The sequence below is a fragment of the Alkalispirillum mobile genome, from assembly GCF_003664325.1.
Classification (GTDB): Bacteria; Pseudomonadota; Gammaproteobacteria; order Nitrococcales; family Halorhodospiraceae; genus Alkalilimnicola; species Alkalilimnicola mobilis.
Map to the genome: position 1 here is coordinate 177509 of NZ_RCDA01000001.1, position 17213 is coordinate 194721.

The 17213-nt window shown below is 66.5% G+C and carries 22 protein-coding genes and 1 riboswitch; of the genes, 14 read left to right on the forward strand and 8 right to left on the reverse strand.

Annotated features, from left to right (window positions below; translation table 11 throughout):
* Positions 1–50: 50 nt before the first annotated feature.
* Positions 51–142, reverse strand: a riboswitch (TPP riboswitch).
* Positions 143–185: 43 nt separating this feature from the next.
* Entirely contained in the window at positions 186–1004 is an 819-nt protein-coding gene (locus DFR31_RS00880; protein WP_121440784.1) for an IclR family transcriptional regulator, read from the reverse strand.
* A gap of 75 nt (positions 1005–1079) precedes the next feature.
* Here DFR31_RS00880 and DFR31_RS00885 point away from each other — a divergent pair, with 75 nt between their 5' ends.
* Positions 1080–2375 (forward strand): glycerate kinase type-2 family protein, encoded by a 1296-nt coding sequence (locus DFR31_RS00885; protein ID WP_121440785.1) that lies wholly within the window; start codon positions 1080–1082, stop codon positions 2373–2375.
* Positions 2376–2449: 74 nt separating this feature from the next.
* The gene (locus DFR31_RS00890; RefSeq protein WP_245971054.1) at positions 2450–2740 is read left to right on the forward strand and encodes a 4a-hydroxytetrahydrobiopterin dehydratase; all 291 of its coding nucleotides are present in this window, start codon (positions 2450–2452) and stop codon (positions 2738–2740) included.
* A 56-nt stretch (positions 2741–2796) separates the two neighbouring features.
* Here DFR31_RS00890 and moaC read toward each other — a convergent pair whose 3' ends face one another.
* The 5 genes from moaC to DFR31_RS00915 all read right to left on the reverse strand — a co-directional run bounded on the left by moaC (position 2797) and on the right by DFR31_RS00915 (position 5643).
* Positions 2797–3297 carry a cyclic pyranopterin monophosphate synthase MoaC gene (moaC, locus tag DFR31_RS00895; protein WP_121440787.1) on the reverse strand — a complete coding sequence of 167 codons (501 nt, stop codon included), beginning with the start codon at positions 3295–3297 and terminating at the stop codon, positions 2797–2799.
* A complete protein-coding gene (locus DFR31_RS00900; protein WP_121440788.1) occupies positions 3297–3440 on the reverse strand; it encodes a DUF3096 domain-containing protein in 144 nt (47 codons plus the stop codon). The genes moaC and DFR31_RS00900 overlap by 1 nt, the downstream gene beginning before the upstream one ends.
* Positions 3441–3485: 45 nt before the next feature.
* A complete protein-coding gene (locus DFR31_RS00905; protein ID WP_121440789.1) occupies positions 3486–4205 on the reverse strand; it encodes an SDR family NAD(P)-dependent oxidoreductase in 720 nt (239 codons plus the stop codon).
* Between the two features lie 97 nt (positions 4206–4302).
* Positions 4303–4992 (reverse strand): 2,3-diphosphoglycerate-dependent phosphoglycerate mutase, encoded by a 690-nt coding sequence (gene gpmA / locus DFR31_RS00910; protein WP_342767659.1) that lies wholly within the window; start codon positions 4990–4992, stop codon positions 4303–4305.
* Positions 4993–5190: 198 nt separating this feature from the next.
* Positions 5191–5643, reverse strand: coding sequence for a YiiD C-terminal domain-containing protein (locus DFR31_RS00915; RefSeq protein ID WP_170153555.1), 453 nt, complete (start codon positions 5641–5643; stop codon positions 5191–5193).
* Between the two features lie 106 nt (positions 5644–5749).
* Between DFR31_RS00915 and DFR31_RS00920 the strand changes: the two genes are divergently transcribed.
* Genes DFR31_RS00920 through DFR31_RS00940 form a run of 5 tightly spaced genes read left to right on the forward strand, consistent with a single transcriptional unit; the run spans position 5750 to position 9164 of the window.
* Positions 5750–6220, forward strand: a complete 471-nt coding sequence (locus DFR31_RS00920; protein WP_121440792.1) for a CYTH domain-containing protein — start codon at positions 5750–5752, stop codon at positions 6218–6220.
* 3 nt (positions 6221–6223) lie between these two features.
* A complete protein-coding gene (locus DFR31_RS00925) occupies positions 6224–6757 on the forward strand; it encodes a L,D-transpeptidase (protein WP_121440793.1) in 534 nt (177 codons plus the stop codon).
* Positions 6757–7803 carry a beta-N-acetylhexosaminidase gene (gene nagZ, locus DFR31_RS00930; protein ID WP_121440794.1) on the forward strand — a complete coding sequence of 349 codons (1047 nt, stop codon included), beginning with the start codon at positions 6757–6759 and terminating at the stop codon, positions 7801–7803. Before DFR31_RS00925 ends, nagZ begins: the two co-directional genes overlap by 1 nt.
* A 30-nt stretch (positions 7804–7833) precedes the next feature.
* Positions 7834–8430 (forward strand): hypoxanthine-guanine phosphoribosyltransferase, encoded by a 597-nt coding sequence (locus DFR31_RS00935; RefSeq protein ID WP_121440795.1) that lies wholly within the window; start codon positions 7834–7836, stop codon positions 8428–8430.
* On the forward strand, positions 8427–9164 hold the full coding sequence (locus DFR31_RS00940; protein WP_121440796.1) for an S-methyl-5'-thioinosine phosphorylase: 738 nt from the start codon (positions 8427–8429) through the stop codon (positions 9162–9164). The genes DFR31_RS00935 and DFR31_RS00940 overlap by 4 nt, the downstream gene beginning before the upstream one ends.
* Positions 9165–9239: 75 nt before the next feature.
* On the opposite strand, the gene ygfZ is transcribed toward DFR31_RS00940, so the two are convergent.
* Positions 9240–10229, reverse strand: coding sequence for a CAF17-like 4Fe-4S cluster assembly/insertion protein YgfZ (ygfZ, locus tag DFR31_RS00945; RefSeq protein WP_121440797.1), 990 nt, complete (start codon positions 10227–10229; stop codon positions 9240–9242).
* Positions 10230–10302: 73 nt separating this feature from the next.
* Between ygfZ and DFR31_RS00950 the strand changes: the two genes are divergently transcribed.
* The 6 genes from DFR31_RS00950 (at position 10303) to DFR31_RS00975 (ending at position 14274) form a co-directional block, all read left to right on the forward strand.
* On the forward strand, positions 10303–10485 hold the full coding sequence (locus DFR31_RS00950; RefSeq protein ID WP_121440798.1) for a DUF1674 domain-containing protein: 183 nt from the start codon (positions 10303–10305) through the stop codon (positions 10483–10485).
* A 173-nt stretch (positions 10486–10658) separates the two neighbouring features.
* A complete protein-coding gene (gene sdhC, locus DFR31_RS00955; protein WP_121440799.1) occupies positions 10659–11051 on the forward strand; it encodes a succinate dehydrogenase, cytochrome b556 subunit in 393 nt (130 codons plus the stop codon).
* The gene (gene sdhD / locus DFR31_RS00960; protein ID WP_121440800.1) at positions 11051–11434 is read left to right on the forward strand and encodes a succinate dehydrogenase, hydrophobic membrane anchor protein; all 384 of its coding nucleotides are present in this window, start codon (positions 11051–11053) and stop codon (positions 11432–11434) included. Before sdhC ends, sdhD begins: the two co-directional genes overlap by 1 nt.
* Positions 11435–11438: 4 nt before the next feature.
* On the forward strand, positions 11439–13229 hold the full coding sequence (sdhA, locus tag DFR31_RS00965) for a succinate dehydrogenase flavoprotein subunit (RefSeq protein ID WP_121440801.1): 1791 nt from the start codon (positions 11439–11441) through the stop codon (positions 13227–13229).
* A gap of 18 nt (positions 13230–13247) precedes the next feature.
* On the forward strand, positions 13248–14024 hold the full coding sequence (locus DFR31_RS00970; protein WP_121440802.1) for a succinate dehydrogenase iron-sulfur subunit: 777 nt from the start codon (positions 13248–13250) through the stop codon (positions 14022–14024).
* A gap of 7 nt (positions 14025–14031) precedes the next feature.
* Positions 14032–14274 (forward strand): FAD assembly factor SdhE, encoded by a 243-nt coding sequence (locus DFR31_RS00975; protein ID WP_170153556.1) that lies wholly within the window; start codon positions 14032–14034, stop codon positions 14272–14274.
* A gap of 439 nt (positions 14275–14713) precedes the next feature.
* Here the strand turns inward: DFR31_RS00975 and nadB are convergent, their stop codons facing one another.
* On the reverse strand, positions 14714–16351 hold the full coding sequence (gene nadB, locus DFR31_RS00980) for an L-aspartate oxidase (RefSeq protein ID WP_121440803.1): 1638 nt from the start codon (positions 16349–16351) through the stop codon (positions 14714–14716).
* 281 nt (positions 16352–16632) lie between these two features.
* Here nadB and rpoE point away from each other — a divergent pair, with 281 nt between their 5' ends.
* On the forward strand, positions 16633–17208 hold the full coding sequence (gene rpoE, locus DFR31_RS00985) for an RNA polymerase sigma factor RpoE (protein WP_121440804.1): 576 nt from the start codon (positions 16633–16635) through the stop codon (positions 17206–17208).
* The last annotated feature ends 5 nt before the right edge of the window (positions 17209–17213 follow it).

The following is a 17213-nucleotide window of genomic DNA, read 5'->3' on the forward strand; positions in this document are numbered from 1 at the left end:
TGTCTTGGCATGATTGCCGGGACAGGGCGGACGCGCACCATGGGCCTGCTTGGTGGGTCGGCAAAGCTTCCCTACGCCGGTACGAACCGGGTCAGGTTCAAAGGGTATTTCTCAGCCCCGTGGGGCACCCCCGCTCTGTCACTCCGTCGCAAGGTAGCACAGCCATGTTTGGCGCGCCATGCCGGTCAGGTCCCCGGCACATGAAAGCCGTCGGCCGGACGGCCCCCGATACGCCGGGTGATCTCCGCGGCCGTACGGGCCACCAGGTCACCGAGCACGGGGATGCGGGCATCACTGATGCGGGGGGTCGGCCCGGAGATGGAGATGGCCGCCACAGCCTCGCCGTAGGCGTTGAAGAAGGGTGCGGCCACACAGCGCATCCCCAGTGCCTGTGCCTCGTCATCCAGCGCCCAGCCGCGCTCACGGGCCAGCGCCAGGGTCTGGTGCAACTGGTCCGGCGTGGTGACCGTTTTGGGGGTGTAACAGGGCATGCCGTGCTGGCGGATCAGCTCCTCCACGCGCTCCGGGCTCATGCACGCGAGCAGGGCCTGACCGACCCCGCTGCAGGTCAGTGGCGTGCGATCGCCGGGCCTGGCCATGGCGCGGACGATGGCTCGGCATTCCACCTGCGAGAGGAATACCGCGTGTCCGCCATTCTCCACTGCCAGGTTACTGGTTTCGCCGGAGCCGTCGGTCAGTTTGCGCAAAAAGGGGCGGGACAGGCTGACGAAGTCGTGACCCTTTAAAAAGGCGTTGCCCACCGCCAGCGCCTGTACCCCAACGCTCCAGAGCCCAGTGGTCTCGTTGACCTCCACGAACCCGCTGCGCAGCAGGGTGTTCAGCAGGCGGTGGGTGGTGGAGGGGGCCAGCTCAACGTGGTCCGCGAGTTCGGTGAGGGTCATGCCGGCCTCCTCCCCGGCCAGAGTCTGCAGCAATCGCAGGCCCCGGTGGAGGGATTTCACCGTGTCACCACTGCTTGCGCTGGACTCCGATACCCTGGCCATGGCCGCTCCTATGAATCCGTTGTTTCCACCGGTTGCCGGTAGCCTATTCTACGGTCCCGTGCTTAAACTGGAACCATGGACGAACAACCGGAACAGTTTCTCCGCGCGCTTTTCGACACCGTCGTGGCCCGGGTCCAGCCCGAGCGGGCACTCCCGCCCCACCTCCCCGAGCCGCCCCGCGGCCGCACGGTGGTGATCGGGGCTGGCAAGGGGGCGGCTGCCATGGCGCGGGCCCTGGAGGGCGCGTGGCCCGGCCCGTTGGAGGGCATCGTCGTCACCCGTTACGGGCACGCGGTGCCCTGCCGGCATATCCTGGTGGAGGAGGCCGGCCACCCGGTGCCGGACGAAGCGGGCGTGCGCGCCACGGCAAAGATCCTCGACTGGGTATCGGACCTGGACGAGGAGGACCTGGTCATCGCGTTGATCTCCGGCGGGGGCTCGGCGCTGCTGGTGCAGCCGGCCCCTGGCATCGACCTGCGGACCAAGCAGGCCATCTCCCGGCAGCTGCTGCACAGTGGCGCGGACATCAGCGAGATCAACTGCGTGCGGCGCCACCTCTCGGCCGTGAAGGGGGGGCGCCTGGCGGCGGCCTGTCATCCGGCGCGGGTCATCGGTCTGCTGGTCTCCGATGTGGCCGGTGATGACCCGGCGGTGATCGCCTCCGGGCCGACGGTCGGGGACGCTACCACCTGCGCGGACGCCCGGGCCGTGCTCGAGCGCTACGCGATACGGGTACCGGACGCGGTGGATGCCCTCCTGCGCAGTGGTCGAGGGGAGACGCCGGCGCCCGGCGATCACCGACTGGCACGTGTCGAGAACCGGCTGGTGGCGACACCGGCCCAGGCGCTGGAGGCCGCGGCGGCGCGGGCTCGTGAGTCGGGGGTCACCCCCTTGGTGCTGGGGGATGCCATCACCGGGGAGTCGCGGGAGGTGGCCCGGGAGCAGGCAGCCCTGGCCCGGCAGATTGCGTCCGGACAGGGGCCGGTGGCCCCGCCCTGTGTGCTGCTGTCCGGTGGCGAGACCACGGTGCGGGTGACCGGGGACGGGCGCGGCGGCCCCAACGCGGAGTTTGCCCTGGCGGCGGCGCTGGCATTGGAAGGTTGCCCCGGCACGTGGGTGCTGGCCGCCGACACCGATGGCGTCGACGGCACCGAAGACAATGCCGGCGCCTGGGTGAGCCCCGCAACCCTGAGCGCGGCCGAAGAGGCGGGCGTGGATCCCCAGGCCTTCCTGGCCCGGAACGATGCCTACGGTTTTTTCGCCGCACTTGGTGACTTGCTGGTCACCGGACCTACACTGACGAATGTGAATGACTTCCGCGCTATTCTGGTGCTGCCGGAGACGGGCGGCGGGGGTAGTGGGCATGCGTAGTCGTAACTGGAGGTAGTCGCTCTATGTCATTGACGGAAAAGCGTTGTACGGCGTGCGAGGGTGGGGTTTCACCCATGGACTCGAATGAGGCGCGGCAGTACCTGGCCGAGGTGCCAGGCTGGACGCTCACCCACGATGACACCCGCATCGCGCGCCGCTTCAAGACCCAGGATTTCGCTTCTGCCCTGGCCTTCACCCAGACTATTGGGGCGTTGGCGGAGGAAGAGGACCACCACCCGCAGATCACCCTGGGTTGGGGGTTTGTCGAGGTGGAGTTGTACACCCACAAGATCGGCGGGCTCCACCAGAACGATTTCATTCTGGCGGCAAAGATCAACCAGGCCTGGAACGCGGCGGGGGGCTGAACCCGCCCCGGGCAACCCGGCCTGTCCGGGCCGGTGACAGCGGCTGCTGCCGGGCCTCAGCCCGGCTGGCAGTCCCGGTCCCAGGTACCTGATCGGCCGCCGCTTTTATGGACCAGCTGCACACCATCGATGCGCATGCCCCGGTCCATCGCCTTACACATGTCGTAGACGGTCAGCAGGGCCACCTGCACCGCGGTGAGCGCTTCCATCTCAACCCCGGTGCGTTCCACGGTTTCGGTGCGGGCGCGGCAGTGCACGGCGTTCCTCGCCCGGTCCGGCGTCAATTCCAGCGATGCATGGGTCAGGGCGATCGGGTGGCAGAGCGGCACCAGCTCCCAGGTGCGTTTGCAGGCCATCAGCCCCGCGATCCGCGCTGCGCTCAGGGCATCACCCTTCTTGAGATCCCCCGCGATGAGCCGTTCCAGCGTCTCCGGGGCCATCTCGATCCAGCCCTCGGCGATGGCCACCCGCCGGGAGTCTTCTTTTTCGCCCACGTTGACGATGTGGACCTCACCCTCGGGGTTCAGGTGGGTTAGGTCGTCGCTCTTTCCGGCCATCAGAAGAACAGCTCCAGTACGCCAAAGGCGATCAGGAAGGCGCCTAAGATGTAGCGCTGCTGGCTGGGCGCCACGAGCACGCCGATCCCGGCGATGATGGCCAGGACGGCCGGCAGGGTGGAAGAGGAGATGTGAATAGTCATGAGTGGTTGGTATCCCTCTGATAATCCTTGGCTAATCCGGTGATATTACCAGGGTATGGCGGTGCCGTCGCGGAAGAACCCGCCGGTGGGGCCATCCGTGGGTAGCGTCGCTGCCCAGACGATACCCGCCGCCGCCTCCGCCGCGCTGCGCGGTGCGTTCTGCCCCCCCATCCGGGTACGCGTCCAGCCCGGGTCCACGCTGTTGACCCGGATCTCGTCCGCCTCCAGCTCGGCGGCCAGAACCCGGGTCAGGGCATTGAGCGCGGTCTTGGAGATCCGGTAGCCCGGAAACCCGGCCCGCATGCCGGTCAGCTGACCGTAGCCGGAGCTCACGTTGACAATACAGCCGCCGTGGGGACGCATCATGGGCACCACCGCCTGACAGATCCGGACCGTACCGAGCACGTTGGTGTCGAAGCTGTCCTGCAGGTGGCTCAGCGGGGCCTGAAGCACGTTGGCCTGGCGCGGGTCGTCCAGGTCCGGGTCGACGAAATCTCCGGCGTTGTTGACCAGCACATCCAGTCGGCCAAAGTGCTCGGCCAGGTAGGCGGCCAACCGGCGGACGCTCTCCTGGCGCGTGAGTTCCAGCGGCTGATGGGAGACCGCCAACCCCTCGCTGCGCAGCTTGTCGGCCGCCGCCTTGCCGGCCAGTCCGTCGCGGCTGGTGATGACCACGCGGTAGTCCTTGCGGGCCAGCTGGCGCGCCACCTCGACACCGATGCCCCGGCAGCCACCGGTGACCAGGGCGGTTCGTTCCGCGGTCATGGGGAAACTCCTATCAAATCATCCGGCTGACGGTAGCGGGGGCCCCCGATGGGGTCAAGCCGGGCGTCCATCGGAGCGGGTGCCCGGCCCCGGGCGCTCAGTCGCGCTCCCGAAGGTAGTACTTGTCCAGGACGTTCAGCGCGTCATCCAGCTCGTAGACCAGCGGGTCCCCGGTGGCGATCTCCACTTTCATGATGGACTCGTTGTCCAGCTGGTCCAGGTGCTTGATCAGGGCCCGGATGCTGTTGCCGTGCGCGGCGATCAGCAGGTTGTCGCAGCCGCTGAGGGTGGGGACGATGGCCTCGTTCCAGTAGGGCAGAACGCGCTCCAGGGTGAGGGCCAGCGACTCGGTGGCCGGCAGTTGCTCCGGTTGGAGGCCGGCGTAGCGCGGGTCATGCTTGGGGTGGTACGGGCTGTCCTCTTCCAGCGCCGGCGGGGGGGTGTCGTAGCTGCGCCGCCAGATATGGACCTGTTCAGCCCCGTACTCCTCGGCGGTTTCCGCCTTGTTGAGGCCGGTGAGGGCGCCGTAATGGCGTTCGTTCAGCTGCCACGCCTTGGTGACCGGCAGCCACATTTGGTCCAGTTCATCGAGGCCGATCCAGAGGGTGCGGATGGCGCGCTTGAGCACAGAGGTGTAGGCGTGGTCAAACCGCAGGCCGTGTCGGAGCATCAACTGACCGGCCGCCCGGGCCTCTTCGCGGCCCTTGTCGGTGAGATCCACGTCGTGCCAACCGGTAAAGCGGTTCTCCTGATTCCAGATGCTTTGGCCGTGGCGAAGTAAGACCAGTTTTTTCATGTGCCTGCGCCCTCTGGTTTGCAGCTTGGTATCGGTTTGAAGGGATTGTTGAATGGGTATCCGGTACTCGCCCGTGGGCGAAGGCCCGGCAGTTTAGCCGGGCCGGCGGCGCAGGGCCAGACCTGGACCCAGCCGCCTGGGTGCCCCGTGGGGGGCGCGAGAACCGCTGCCATGACGCAGCACCCCGGGTCACGGGCGGGCGAAATAGCGCCCCTGGAGGGTGGCATCCGGGTCCTCCGGGTCGCCGACCTGGATGACCAGGGGCAGCCGCACCCGGCGCCCGCTACCCAGCCGATGGGTGAGTTCGGCGAGCTGTTCCGGGGTGATGGCCGTGTGTGCCACGATGTCGCCGGTGACAGGGCGCTGGTAGTGCATCTGCGCGTCCGCGATCACCAGTTCGGCGTCGACACCTGCCTGTCGGGTGGCGTGTCGGAGCAGCGCCCAGCCGGCCAGCACGGCCACCGAGTAAATGGCCCCGGCGAAGCCAGTCCCGGCGTGATTGTGGTTCGGGCCCAGCGGCGCCTCCAGCTCGATGTGCGCTGGCCCCAATGCGCTGATGCGGATCTCCATGTACCCGGACAGCGGAATCAGGGTGTGGAGATCGGACTGCAGCGCCTGCCTGGCGTTTTCCTGGTCGCTCACGGTCATCGGTCCCGCAACTGGTGTCCTTGATAAACCGTGATTCTAACAGCACGCGGTCGGGTCCTTGGGTTAGCATGTCAAGGCAAGCGGCGAACAGGGAGGCGGCATGCCCGCAGAAATCGAACGCAAGTTCCTCGTCCGGGACGACAGCTGGAGGCAACAGGCGGGCCCGGGCAACCCCTACCGGCAGGGCTATTTCGGCGGTACCCGGCGGGCGTCGATCCGTGTGCGCATCTCCGGGGACGAGGGGCGTCTCAACATCAAGAGCATGACCCTGGGAGTGGAACGGCAGGAGTACGAGTACCCGGTGCCGGTGGATGAGGCCCGGGAGATGCTCGATACGCTGTGTGAACGCCCCTTTGTCGAGAAGGTGCGCTACGAGGTGCCGGTGGGCGATCATGTCTGGGAGGTGGATGTCTTCGAGGGTGACAACGCCGGGCTGGTCGTTGCCGAGGTGGAGTTGAATGACCCGGACGAGGGGTTCGAGATGCCGGCATGGGCCGGGGAGGAGGTCTCCCACGACCCCAAGTACTACAACATCAACCTGGTCAAACACCCCTATCGGGCCTGGAAGTAGCCGATGGCCCGTACGGATCACAGACAACAGCGGTGGCTGGTCGTGGACCTGCAGGCGCAGGTATTGCACCTGCTGCAGGGCGACCAGGTGCTGGCCCGGTGGCCGGTGTCGACCGGGAAGAACGGCGTCGGCGAGGCCGAAGGCAGCGGCCGGACCCCACGCGGTTGGCACAGGATCCGTGCCTGCATCGGGGGGGAAGCGCCCGCAGGCGCGGTGTTTGTCGGCCGACGACCCACCGGCGAGGTCTACAGCCCGGCGCTGGGCCGTGCCCACCCGGAGCGGGACTGGATCCTCAGCCGGATTCTCTGGCTCTGTGGCGAAGAGCCCGGGTACAACCGGGGGGGGCAGGTGGACACCCAGCGCCGGTACATCTACATCCACGGCTGCCCGGACGAGTGCCCCATGGGGGTGCCGCTCAGCCATGGCTGTGTGCGTATGCGTAACGCGGACGTAATGGCCCTATTCGATCAGGTTGGCCCGGGGACCCGGGTCTGGCTTGGCGATGGCCGGCCGACGGATGCCGGGGGAGGGCGCTGATGTTACTGGGGCCTTTGATGGTCGGGATCGAGGGCACGCGGCTCACGGCCGGGGAGCGGGAACTGCTCCGGCATCCGCGGGTCGGTGGGGTCATCCTTTTTACGCGAAACTTTGAATCCGCCGGGCAGCTCACTGAATTGACAGGGGAAATTCATGCGCTTCGACGGCCGCCGCTGCTGATCGCGGTAGACCAGGAGGGCGGCCGGGTACAGCGCTTCCGCCAGGGTTTCACCCGGCTGCCGGCCCCCGGCGTACTGGCCGAGCGTTACGACGAGGACCCGCAACGGGCCCGGGCGTTGGCCCACGACATGGGCTGGCTGATGGCCTCCGAGCTCCTGGCCTGCGGTGTCGACTTCAGCTTCGCCCCGCTGCTGGACCTGGGTCGGGGCGTAAGCCGGGTGATCGGTGACCGCGCCTTTCACGCCAAACCGGAGGCCGTGGTCCACCTGGCCAGGGGCTGGGTGGCGGGCATGCGCGACGCCGGCATGGGCGCCGTTGGCAAGCACTTCCCCGGACATGGTTCGGTAGCCCCCGACTCTCACTTGGAACTACCCCGCGATCACCGCGACCGGGCCCGCCTGGATGGTGCGGACCTGGTGCCGTTCCGCATGCTGGCCGCCGACCGGCTGCCGGGCATGATGACCGCGCACATCATCTACGACGCCATCGACTCGCATCCGGCCACCTTCTCCAGGTACTGGGTGACAGGGGTGTTGCGCGGTGAGTTCGGCTACGAGGGCGCGGTGTTCAGTGATGACCTGGGGATGGCCGCCGCGGCAGAGGCCGGCAGCATGCCGGAGCGTGCGCGTGCCGCGGTGGAGGCGGGGTGTGACATGGTATTGCTGTGCAACCATCCGGAGGCCGCACCCGCCGTGCTGCGCAGCCTGCCCGACCCGGACCCGGTGTCCGACATGCGTCTGGTGCGGCTGCATGGCCGGCCGGTGGTTGCAAGCTGGGAGAAGCTCCGGCGGCTCCCGCGCTGGCGGGAGACCGTGGCCCGGGTGCGGGGGCAGGACCCATCGCCGGAAGGCGAGCTGGAGGTATAAGGATGGGCGATTGCATGAGGGTAGAGTGGCATGGCGTGGGATGAAGCCGAGCAGGTACTCGCCGAGGCGGACCTGATCCATGACCAGGCAGCGGTGGACCGCGCGCTCGACAGCCTGGCGGGTGACATTACCCGGCGCCTGGACGGGTGCCGACCATTGATCCTCGGGGTCATGATCGGCGGTATGGTGCCCGCCGGTATGCTGTTGCCGCGGCTGGGTTTCCCGCTGCAGCTGGACTATGTTCACGCCACCCGGTACCGGGGTGCCCTGACCGGGCAGGCAGAGCTGGAGTGGCGGGCAGAGCCGGGTACGCCGGTGCGCGACCGCGTGGTACTGGTGGTGGACGACATTCTGGACGAAGGCCACACCCTCGCCGGCATCGTGGAGGCGTTGCGGGCCCAGGGGGCGGCAGAGGTCCTGACGGCGGTCCTGGTCAACAAGCTGCATGGCCGCAAGCACCCAGGGCTCCACGCCGATTTTGTCGGACTCGAGGTGCCGGACCGTTATGTCTTTGGCCTCGGGATGGACTACAAGGGCCTGTGCCGCAACGCCCCGGGCATCTTCGCCGTCCGGGAATCCGCTGTCGCAGCAGCATCGGCAACCACTGCAGAGGAGCGCAATCCATGACGTTGGCCATTATCGGCGGGACGGGGTTGACCCGTTTGGATGGGCTGGAGATCACTCGCAGGGAAGTGGTCCGGACGCCCTTTGGTGAGCCCTCCGGCCCGGTCATACACGGGGTCCTGCAGGGGCGCGAGGTCATGTTCCTGGCCCGCCATGGCTATGCCCACACCATTCCCCCGCACCAGATCAACTACCGCGCCAACATCTGGGCCATGCGCCACTTGGGGGTGCGCCGCGTCATCGCCGTGGCCGCGGTCGGCGGCCTGGCCGACGAGATGGAGCCGGGGCGGCTGGTCTTTCCGGACCAGATCATCGACTACACCTACGGCCGCCGCCACACCTTCTTCGAACAGGACCTCACGGACGTGGTCCACATCGATTTCACCTACCCCTATGAGCAGACCCTGCGGGACGCGCTGATCAGCGCTGCCGACGCCGCGGGCCTGGACGCCGTCCCGTGGGGGACCTACGGGGCTACCCAAGGGCCCCGGCTGGAGACCGCTGCGGAGGTCCGCCGGCTCGCCCGGGATGGGTGCCACGTGGTCGGCATGACCGGCATGCCGGAGGCGGCACTGGCCCGGGAGGCCGGCCTGGCCTACGCCACCTGCGCGGCGGTGGCCAACTGGGCGGCGGGTATCGGCGGGCGGACGGTCACGATGGAAGAGATCGATGCCAACCTGGTGAAGGGCATGGAGCGGGTCCGGAGCCTGCTCGCAAAGGCGGTGCCGCAGTTGTGACGACGAGCAGGGCCGCGGCTGCCTGCCCCTCTGGCCTGGGCGCGGGAGCCACGGCCCGCGGGCGGGAGAGCAGCGCTATTCCGCCCGGTTGGCCGGTGGTTCCTGCGCCGCCTCCGGCAGAGGGCCTACGGTTACGGGTTGCTCATCAATCCGGGGCTGCCCACCCTCCGCGTGATCGAGGTTGAGTACGGCCAGGCCCTCATAACCCTCGGCACCGTTGGCCTCGGCGGTAACCACATGGCCAAGCCGTTTGCCGCCACTGTTTCGCACCTCGTCGCCCGGTCGGGGCGGTAGGCCCTCGCCGCGGATCGGGAACATGCGTTTCTTCAAGCGGCCGAGGTAGTGCATCCGGGCCACCACTTCCTGGCCGGGATAACAGCCCTTGCGGAAGGTCAGCCCGTCGAGGATATCGAGGTTCGCCATCTGCGGGATGAAAAGGTCCTGGCTGTCCTGGAAGACCTCCGGCTCACCCTCGCGGATCTGCAACAGGCGCCAGTGCTGGGTGTCCCCCACTGGCAGTTCACGCAGCGTTTCCCAGAGCCGGTTCATTCGGTCGGGGCCGGCCAGCAACAGACCTCTGGTTTCGCCGAGGCGAAGCAGGGTGGCGCCGTGGGCCTGAAAGGCCACGCCATCCTCCGGCAGGTCTGCATCCAGGCTCTGCGCGGCGGCTTGCAGTGCCGATTGGCCGTGCAGCCCCAGGGCAAGCAATTCGCCGGAACGGTCCGCGAGGGTGACCCGGGCCCGCAGGACAAACATCTGCAGGCGACGCATGACCCCGGTCACCAGCTCACCGGGGCAGAGCAGCCGGAAGTGCTGGTCGCTATCCCGGACAACGCGGAACAAGGCCAGCAACCGCCCCTTGGGGTTGCACCAGCCGGCGAGCCGCCAGCTCCGTGTTGGCATGCCCTTGATGTCGTGGGTCAGCTGGCTGTGCAGGAACTCGGCGGCGTCCGGGCCCTCTACGGCGATAACGCCGGCGTCGGGCAGCGGGGTGATCAGCGCATCCGGCAGGGCGTTCAGCGGCACCGGCGCGACATCTTGGATATCGGTCCACGTTACGGACATCAGACCTCCTCAGCGCGAAACAGGCCTATGGCATAATAAGAGCCGCCAACAGCAGACCTTGCAGGAGACGGCCATGACTGAACGTGACAGCCAGCAACAGTCCGCGGATGAAAAGGCGGTCGACCGCCCCGATGATACCACGGGCCGGGTGACCGATGAGGGTGCCGGTAAGGCCAAGGAGATCGGCGGGCCGAAGGGGCCGGAACCGACCCGTTACGGGGATTGGGAACGGAATGGGCGGTGCAGCGATTTCTGAACCTGGCGCTCAGATCGTTTCTTAATTGATTTTCACAAGTGGTTGAGTTTAAACGATTGACAATAGGATTGCTGGCGCCCTGAATGACGTATCAGGTTGCTTTATCGCCACCATGGGGTTAGCTTATGCGCCCGAAGAATCACCCAAGTCCCCTATAGCGGAGCGTCATAATAATGCAGACGGATAACAGGCCGCTTTCTCCACACCTGCAGGTATACAAGCCGCAGCTCACCATGGTGATGTCCATTTCGCACCGCATCAGTGGCGTGGTGCTCTCCGTGGGCAGCCTCATCCTGGTGTGGTGGCTGTCCGCCCTGGCTGCCGGGCCGGACTCTTTCGCCACCGCCAACGCCGTGGTGGGCAGTTTCATAGGTAAGGTGTTCATGTTCCTGTTCACCTTCGCGCTGTTCTACCACTTGTGCAATGGCATCCGCCACCTGGCCTGGGACACCGGGCGGGGCTTCGATCTGGACTCGGTTTACAAGTCCGGAAAGCTCGTGCTCATCGCCGCGGCGGTGCTCACGGTGCTGGTCTGGGTCGTCGGTCTGAGCACGGGAGGCGCGTAATGAGCAGCTATCGCAGCAATATCAAACAGGCGCAGGGCCTCGGCTCCGCCAAGGAAGGGGTCGGCCACTGGTGGCTGCAACGGGTCACGGCCGTGGCGCTGGTTCCCCTCATGCTCTGGTTGGCTTTCGGCATTGCCCGTTACAGCGGGGCCGGGTACGAGGCAACGGTGGCCTGGGTGTCCAACCCCACGACCACCGTGCTCTGGGTGCTGGCCCTCGGGATGCTGTTCTGGCACGCCAAGCTGGGTCTGCAGGTGGTCATCGAGGACTACGTGCACGACGAGAAAGCCAAGTTCGCGAGCCTGATCGCGATGAAATTCATCACCGTGCTGCTGGCCGCCATCGCCATCCTGGCGGTGCTGCGCGTCGCGCTGGGGAGCTGAGTCAATGGCAGGCGATTACAAGATCATCGATCATTATTACGACGTGGTGGTGGTAGGCGCCGGGGGTGCCGGCTTGCGTGCCACCTTCGGCATGGCAGAGAAGGGCCTGAAGACTGCCTGCGTCACCAAGGTCTTTCCCACCCGCAGCCACACCGTGGCAGCGCAAGGCGGGGTCTCCGCCGCGCTGGGGAACATGGGCGAGGACGACTGGCGCTACCACGCCTACGACACCATCAAGGGGTCGGACTGGCTGGGCGACCAGGACGCCATTGAGTACATGTGCCGTGAGGCCATCCCGGCCATCATCGAGCTGGAGCACTACGGCGTGCCGTTCTCCCGTACCGAGGAGGGCAAGATCTACCAACGCCCCTTCGGCGGTATGACCACCAACTACGGTGAGGGCACCGCCCAGCGCACCTGCGCGGCCGCGGACCGCACCGGCCATGCGATCCTCCATACCCTGTACCAGCAGGCGCTGGCGCACCAGGCGGAGTTCTTCATTGAGTACTTCGCCATCGATCTGATCATGGAAGATGACCGCTGCCGTGGTGTGGTCGCGCTGAACCTGGCCGACGGTACCATCCACCGGTTCATCGGTCAGATCACCGTGCTGGCGACCGGTGGTTACGGCCGCTCCTACTTCTCCTGCACCTCCGCCCACACCTGCACCGGTGACGGCAGCGGCATGGTGTTGCGTGCCGGCCTGCCCCTGCAGGACATGGAGTTCGTGCAGTTCCACCCCACCGGGGTCTATGGCTCCGGCTGCCTGATCACCGAGGGCGTGCGTGGGGAGGGGGGCTACCTGACCAACTCCGAAGGCGAGCGTTTCATGGAGCGCTACGCGCCGAACGCGAAGGATCTGGCTTCCCGCGACGTGGTCAGCCGCTCCATGACCATCGAGATCCGCGAGGGGCGCGGTGTCGGTCCCAAGAAGGACCACATTCACCTGCACCTGGAGCATCTGGGTGCCGAGGTCATTCACCAGCGCCTGCCCGGTATTGCGGAGACCGCGCGTATCTTCGCCGGGGTGGACGTCACCAAGGAGCCGATCCCGGTCATTCCGACGGTGCACTACAACATGGGCGGCATCCCCACCAACTTCCGCGGCGAGGTGGTCACCCTCAAGGATGGGGATCCCGACAAGGTGGTTCCGGGCCTGATGGCCATTGGCGAGGCCGGCTGCGTGTCGGTACACGGGGCCAATCGCCTCGGCTCCAACTCGCTGCTCGACCTGGTGGTGTTCGGCCGGGCCGCGGCAATCCGGGCCGCCGAGATCATCAAAGAGGGCGACACGGTGCAGCGGGCCCTGCAGCCCGGTGCCGGCGACCTGGCGCTGGAGCGCCTGGACCGGCTCCGCAATGCCAAGGGCAGCAAGCCCACGGCGGAGATCCGCGACAGCATGCAGGAAACCATGCAGAACTATGCCGCCGTGTTCCGCACCGGCGAGAGCCTGCAGGAAGGCTGCAAGCGGATGGCCGAGGTCTACAAGTCCTTCGAGGATGTGTCCGTGAGTGACCGGAGCCTGATCTGGAACTCCGACCTCGTCGAGACGCTCGAGTTGGAGAACCTGCTGGGCAATGCAGTGGCCACGATCGAGTCCGCCATCAACCGGCTCGAGAGCCGGGGCGCGCACGCCCGCGAGGACTTCCCGGAGCGTGACGACGATAACTGGCACAAGCACAGTCTGGCCTGGGTCGGCAAGGACGGCAAGGTCAAGCTGGACTACCGGCCGGTGCACATGTACACGCTCACCGACGAGATGGAAGTCATTCCGCCGAAGGCGCGCGTCTACTAGGCGAGGAGGTAACAGGTAATGGCAGAATTCAAGCTTCCCGCCAACTCTGTGGTGGGCGAGGGCAAGACCTGGAAGGCCGAGTCCGGCGGCAGCGTCCGTCAGTTCAAGGTCTACCGCTGGGATCCGGACGCGGGGCAGAACCCCCGCCTGGACACCTACGAGGTGGACCTGGACAGCTGCGGGCCGATGGTTCTTGATGCACTCATCAAGATCAAGAACGAGGTCGATCCGACCCTGACCTTCCGGCGGTCCTGCCGGGAGGGCATCTGTGGCTCCTGTGCGATGAACATCGACGGGACCAACACGCTGGCCTGCACCAAGGCCATCGACGAGGTCGAGGGCGACGTCAAGATCTACCCGCTGCCGCACATGTCGGTGGTCAAGGACCTGGTGCCGGATCTCACCCACTTTTACGCCCAGTACGCCTCCATCAAGCCGTGGATCCGTACCCAGACGCCGGCGCCGCCGGACCGGGAGCGCCTGCAGTCGCCGGAGGACCGGGCCCAGCTGGACGGCCTGTACGAGTGCATCCTCTGCGCCTGCTGCTCCACCAGCTGCCCGAGCTACTGGTGGAACGGTGACCGCTACTTGGGCCCGGCCATCCTGCTCCAGGCCTATCGCTGGATCGTCGACAGCCGCGACGAGGCCACCGGTGAGCGGCTGGATGAGCTGGAGGATCCCTTCAAGCTGTATCGTTGCCACACCATCATGAACTGCACGAAGACCTGTCCGAAGGGGCTGAACCCGGCGAAGGCCATCGCCGAGATCAAAAAGATGATGGTCATGCGGCGGTGATCGTGTCGTGAGCGACGAGCTGAAAAGGCTGCGCTGGCGTTGCCGGCGCGGTACCAAGGAGCTGGACATCCTCTTCGAGCGGTTCTTGGCCAAGGGATATGGCGAGCTGAACGGCACCGAAAAACAGGTCTTCGAGCGCCTGCTCGACTGTGAGGATGATCAATTGCAGGCCTGGTTGCTGACCGGGAGAACACCCATGGATGGGGACCTGGATGCTTTGGTCCAGCGAATACGGCACGCATCGCTGTGAGTTGAAAGGGCCGTCCCCGGTGGGATCGGCCCTTTTGCTTCTGGGGCCTTACGCCGCGGCGATGGTGGCGGTGGTGCAGCTGCTTTCCGGGGCTGTGCTCTGGGTCTCGGCAATGGTGCTGCTGGCGATGGTGCTACGCGTTGTCTGGATTCACCTGCGGCCCCGAGGGCGCAGCAGAGTGCGGTCCATAACGCTGGCGCCGGGCGGCCGGATACAGGTTCGGTTTGCGGATGGACGGAGCAGCGGCGCCAGGCTACGTCAGGGTGCTGTCGTCCCCGGCGCCTGTCTGCTGGTTCTCACCAGCCGGCGAGGGGCGTTGCCCCTGCTTTTGCCCCATTACCGGATGTCCCCGGCCGAGCGCCGGTGGCTGAGGCGTTGGTTGCGCCATGGCCTGGGTACGGGGAGGCCCGTCGGCGGGTGGACGGGGCAACAGCCGGTGTTACCCGGCGGCCCGCTTGCTCAGGTGGCTGAATGGCGACGGTGGCTCCGGGGTAAGGATCGTGGGTCCGGCTGAGTCGGCCGGCGACCGGCGTGGGTGGTCGATCGTGTAATGTAGCCCCCGGCTTTCCTTGCGGTGCTGTGCGCTGCGAACGATCAGATCGGCGACGACCACCAGGTTGCGCAGCTCCAGCAGGTCGCCGTTGACACGGAAATTGCCGTAATACTCCTGTATCTCCCGGGTTAACAGCTCCACCCGGCGAGCGGCGCGTTCCAGGCGCTTGTCGCTGCGCACAATGCCTACGTAATCCCACATGAACCGGCGCAGCTCGGCCCAGTTGTGGCTGACCACCACCTGTTCATCGGAGTCGGTGACCTGGCTATCGTCCCAGGCGGGCAGGGGCGGCGGCGCACACAGGTCCGGGAGACTCTCGGCAATGTCCACCGCGGCCGCGCGGGCGTAGACCAGGCACTCCAGCAACGAATTGCTCGCCAGGCGGTTGGCGCCGTGCAGGCCGCTGTAGGCTGCCTCGCCCACCGCGTAAAGGCCGGGGATGTCAGTCCGGGCCCTTTGATCCACGTGGATGCCGCCGCAGGTGTAGTGCGCCGCCGGTACAACCGGAATGGGTTCGCGAGTGATGTCCACGCCGAACTCGAGGCAGCGGCTGTGAATGGTGGGGAAGTGTTCCCGGATGAACTCCGCAGGCCGGTGGCTGATGTCCAGGTAGACACAGGGCGCGCCCAGTCGCTTCATTTCGTGGTCGATGGCGCGGGCGACGATATCCCGGGGGGCGAGTTCACCGCGTTCGTCGAAGCGGTGCATGAAAGGCTCGCCATCGGGCAGGATTAACCGTCCGCCTTCACCCCGCACTGCCTCGCTGATCAGGAAGGACTTGGCCTTCGGGTGATAGAGGCAGGTGGGGTGAAACTGGTTGAACTCCATGTTGGTGACCCGGCAGCCGGCGCGCCACGCCATGGCGATGCCGTCGCCGGTAGACCCGTCCGGGTTGGTGGTGAACCGGTAGGCCTTGCTGGCCCCGCCGGTGGCGAGCACCACGCAGCGGGCGGCCAACACTTCCACCGCGCCGCTGTCCGGTTGTAGCACGTACGCCCCGAGACAGCGATCATGGTCCAGGTCGAGCTTCCGGCCGGTGATCAGGTCGACGGCGACCCGGTGGGGGAGCAGGGTGATATTGCCCGCCTGCCGGACCGCATCCACCAGCGTGGTCTCGATGGCACGGCCGGTGGCATCGGCCGCATGTACGATACGCCGGTGGCTGTGGCCGCCCTCGCGGTGCAGGTGCAGCCGCGGGTGCCCGTCGTCTCCGGGATGGGTGGAGAAGGGGACCTGGTAGTCCAGCAGCCAGTGAATGGCATCCGGCGCGTGGGTGGCCACGAAGCGCGCCACGTCAGGATCGCTGAGGCCGCCCCCTGCGTCGAGGGTGTCACGGACGTGGTTCTCCACCGAATCGGCCGCATCGAGTACGGCGGAAACACCGCCCTGGGCCCACAGGGTGGCCCCTTCGTGCAGCTCCCCCTTGGAGAGGACGGCAATACGCAAATGGTTTGGCAGGCGTAACGCGGTGGTCAGGCCGGCAACGCCGCTGCCGATGATCAGTACGTCAAATGGCTCGGACATCAGTCGTCGTTCGTTTCGCTTTGAATGACGGCCGGAGGCCTGGGGTGGAGCGCGCAATCGGCCCCCTGCCGGGGCGCTTGCTTGCGCCGCCGATCAGCAATCGGCTAACCTCAGGCCACTCGGGGGGCCCTATTCTTGCTGTTCCGGGTGCCCGTTCACCCGGACATACCCGAAAATCATGGCTTCCACTATACCCGTAACCCCAGGCCGCGCGAACTATCGATGTTGGACATTGTCTACCGGAAGAGACACGGGGCGCCACAGCCTCACGGGAAGGGCTCGTGACTGACGGCGTCAGCGACCAGGAGCTGGTGGAACGCGCTCAGGCTGGTGACAAGCGGGCCTTTGACGCGTTGGTGATCAAGTACCAGCAGAAGGTTGTGAAACTGGTGTCGCGCTACGTGCGCGAGCCCAGCGATGCGCTGGATATCGCCCAAGAGGCCTTTATCAAGGCGTACCGGGCGTTGCCGCGTTTTCGGGGTGACAGCAGTTTCTACACCTGGCTGTACCGGATCGCGATCAATACCGCCAAGAATCACCTGGTGGCGCAGGGCCGGCGGCCACCCGATTCGGACGTGGACGCAGAAGACGCCGAGCGGTATGACATCGATTCCGGCCTGCGCGATCACGATACGCCCGAGGGCTATGCCCGGCGTGACGAGATAGAACGCACGGTGGTGGATGCTATTGAGAGCCTCCCTGAGGATTTGCGCACTGCCATCACACTGCGGGAACTGGAAGGCATGACCTACGAGGAGATATCCAAGGCCATGGATTGCCCTGTAGGCACCGTCCGCTCCCGTATTTTCAGGGCCCGTGAGGCCATCGATAAACGGCTCAGGCCACTGGTTGACTAAGGCAG

What these genes read in the sequence shown, in the direction of transcription:
- DFR31_RS00880 (WP_121440784.1), bottom strand. Translation starts at nt 1,004, where the DNA reads ATGGCCAGGGTATCGGAGTCCAGCGCAAGCAGTGGTGACACGGTGAAA.
- DFR31_RS00885 (WP_121440785.1), top strand. Translation starts at nt 1,080, where the DNA reads ATGGACGAACAACCGGAACAGTTTCTCCGCGCGCTTTTCGACACCGTC.
- DFR31_RS00890 (WP_245971054.1), top strand. Translation starts at nt 2,450, where the DNA reads ATGGACTCGAATGAGGCGCGGCAGTACCTGGCCGAGGTGCCAGGCTGG.
- moaC (WP_121440787.1), bottom strand. Translation starts at nt 3,297, where the DNA reads ATGGCCGGAAAGAGCGACGACCTAACCCACCTGAACCCCGAGGGTGAG.
- DFR31_RS00900 (WP_121440788.1), bottom strand. Translation starts at nt 3,440, where the DNA reads ATGACTATTCACATCTCCTCTTCCACCCTGCCGGCCGTCCTGGCCATC.
- DFR31_RS00905 (WP_121440789.1), bottom strand. Translation starts at nt 4,205, where the DNA reads ATGACCGCGGAACGAACCGCCCTGGTCACCGGTGGCTGCCGGGGCATC.
- DFR31_RS00920 (WP_121440792.1), top strand. Translation starts at nt 5,750, where the DNA reads ATGCCCGCAGAAATCGAACGCAAGTTCCTCGTCCGGGACGACAGCTGG.
- DFR31_RS00925 (WP_121440793.1), top strand. Translation starts at nt 6,224, where the DNA reads ATGGCCCGTACGGATCACAGACAACAGCGGTGGCTGGTCGTGGACCTG.
- nagZ (WP_121440794.1), top strand. Translation starts at nt 6,757, where the DNA reads ATGTTACTGGGGCCTTTGATGGTCGGGATCGAGGGCACGCGGCTCACG.
- DFR31_RS00935 (WP_121440795.1), top strand. Translation starts at nt 7,834, where the DNA reads ATGGCGTGGGATGAAGCCGAGCAGGTACTCGCCGAGGCGGACCTGATC.
- DFR31_RS00940 (WP_121440796.1), top strand. Translation starts at nt 8,427, where the DNA reads ATGACGTTGGCCATTATCGGCGGGACGGGGTTGACCCGTTTGGATGGG.
- ygfZ (WP_121440797.1), bottom strand. Translation starts at nt 10,229, where the DNA reads ATGTCCGTAACGTGGACCGATATCCAAGATGTCGCGCCGGTGCCGCTG.
- DFR31_RS00950 (WP_121440798.1), top strand. Translation starts at nt 10,303, where the DNA reads ATGACTGAACGTGACAGCCAGCAACAGTCCGCGGATGAAAAGGCGGTC.
- sdhC (WP_121440799.1), top strand. Translation starts at nt 10,659, where the DNA reads ATGCAGACGGATAACAGGCCGCTTTCTCCACACCTGCAGGTATACAAG.
- sdhD (WP_121440800.1), top strand. Translation starts at nt 11,051, where the DNA reads ATGAGCAGCTATCGCAGCAATATCAAACAGGCGCAGGGCCTCGGCTCC.
- sdhA (WP_121440801.1), top strand. Translation starts at nt 11,439, where the DNA reads ATGGCAGGCGATTACAAGATCATCGATCATTATTACGACGTGGTGGTG.
- DFR31_RS00970 (WP_121440802.1), top strand. Translation starts at nt 13,248, where the DNA reads ATGGCAGAATTCAAGCTTCCCGCCAACTCTGTGGTGGGCGAGGGCAAG.
- nadB (WP_121440803.1), bottom strand. Translation starts at nt 16,351, where the DNA reads ATGTCCGAGCCATTTGACGTACTGATCATCGGCAGCGGCGTTGCCGGC.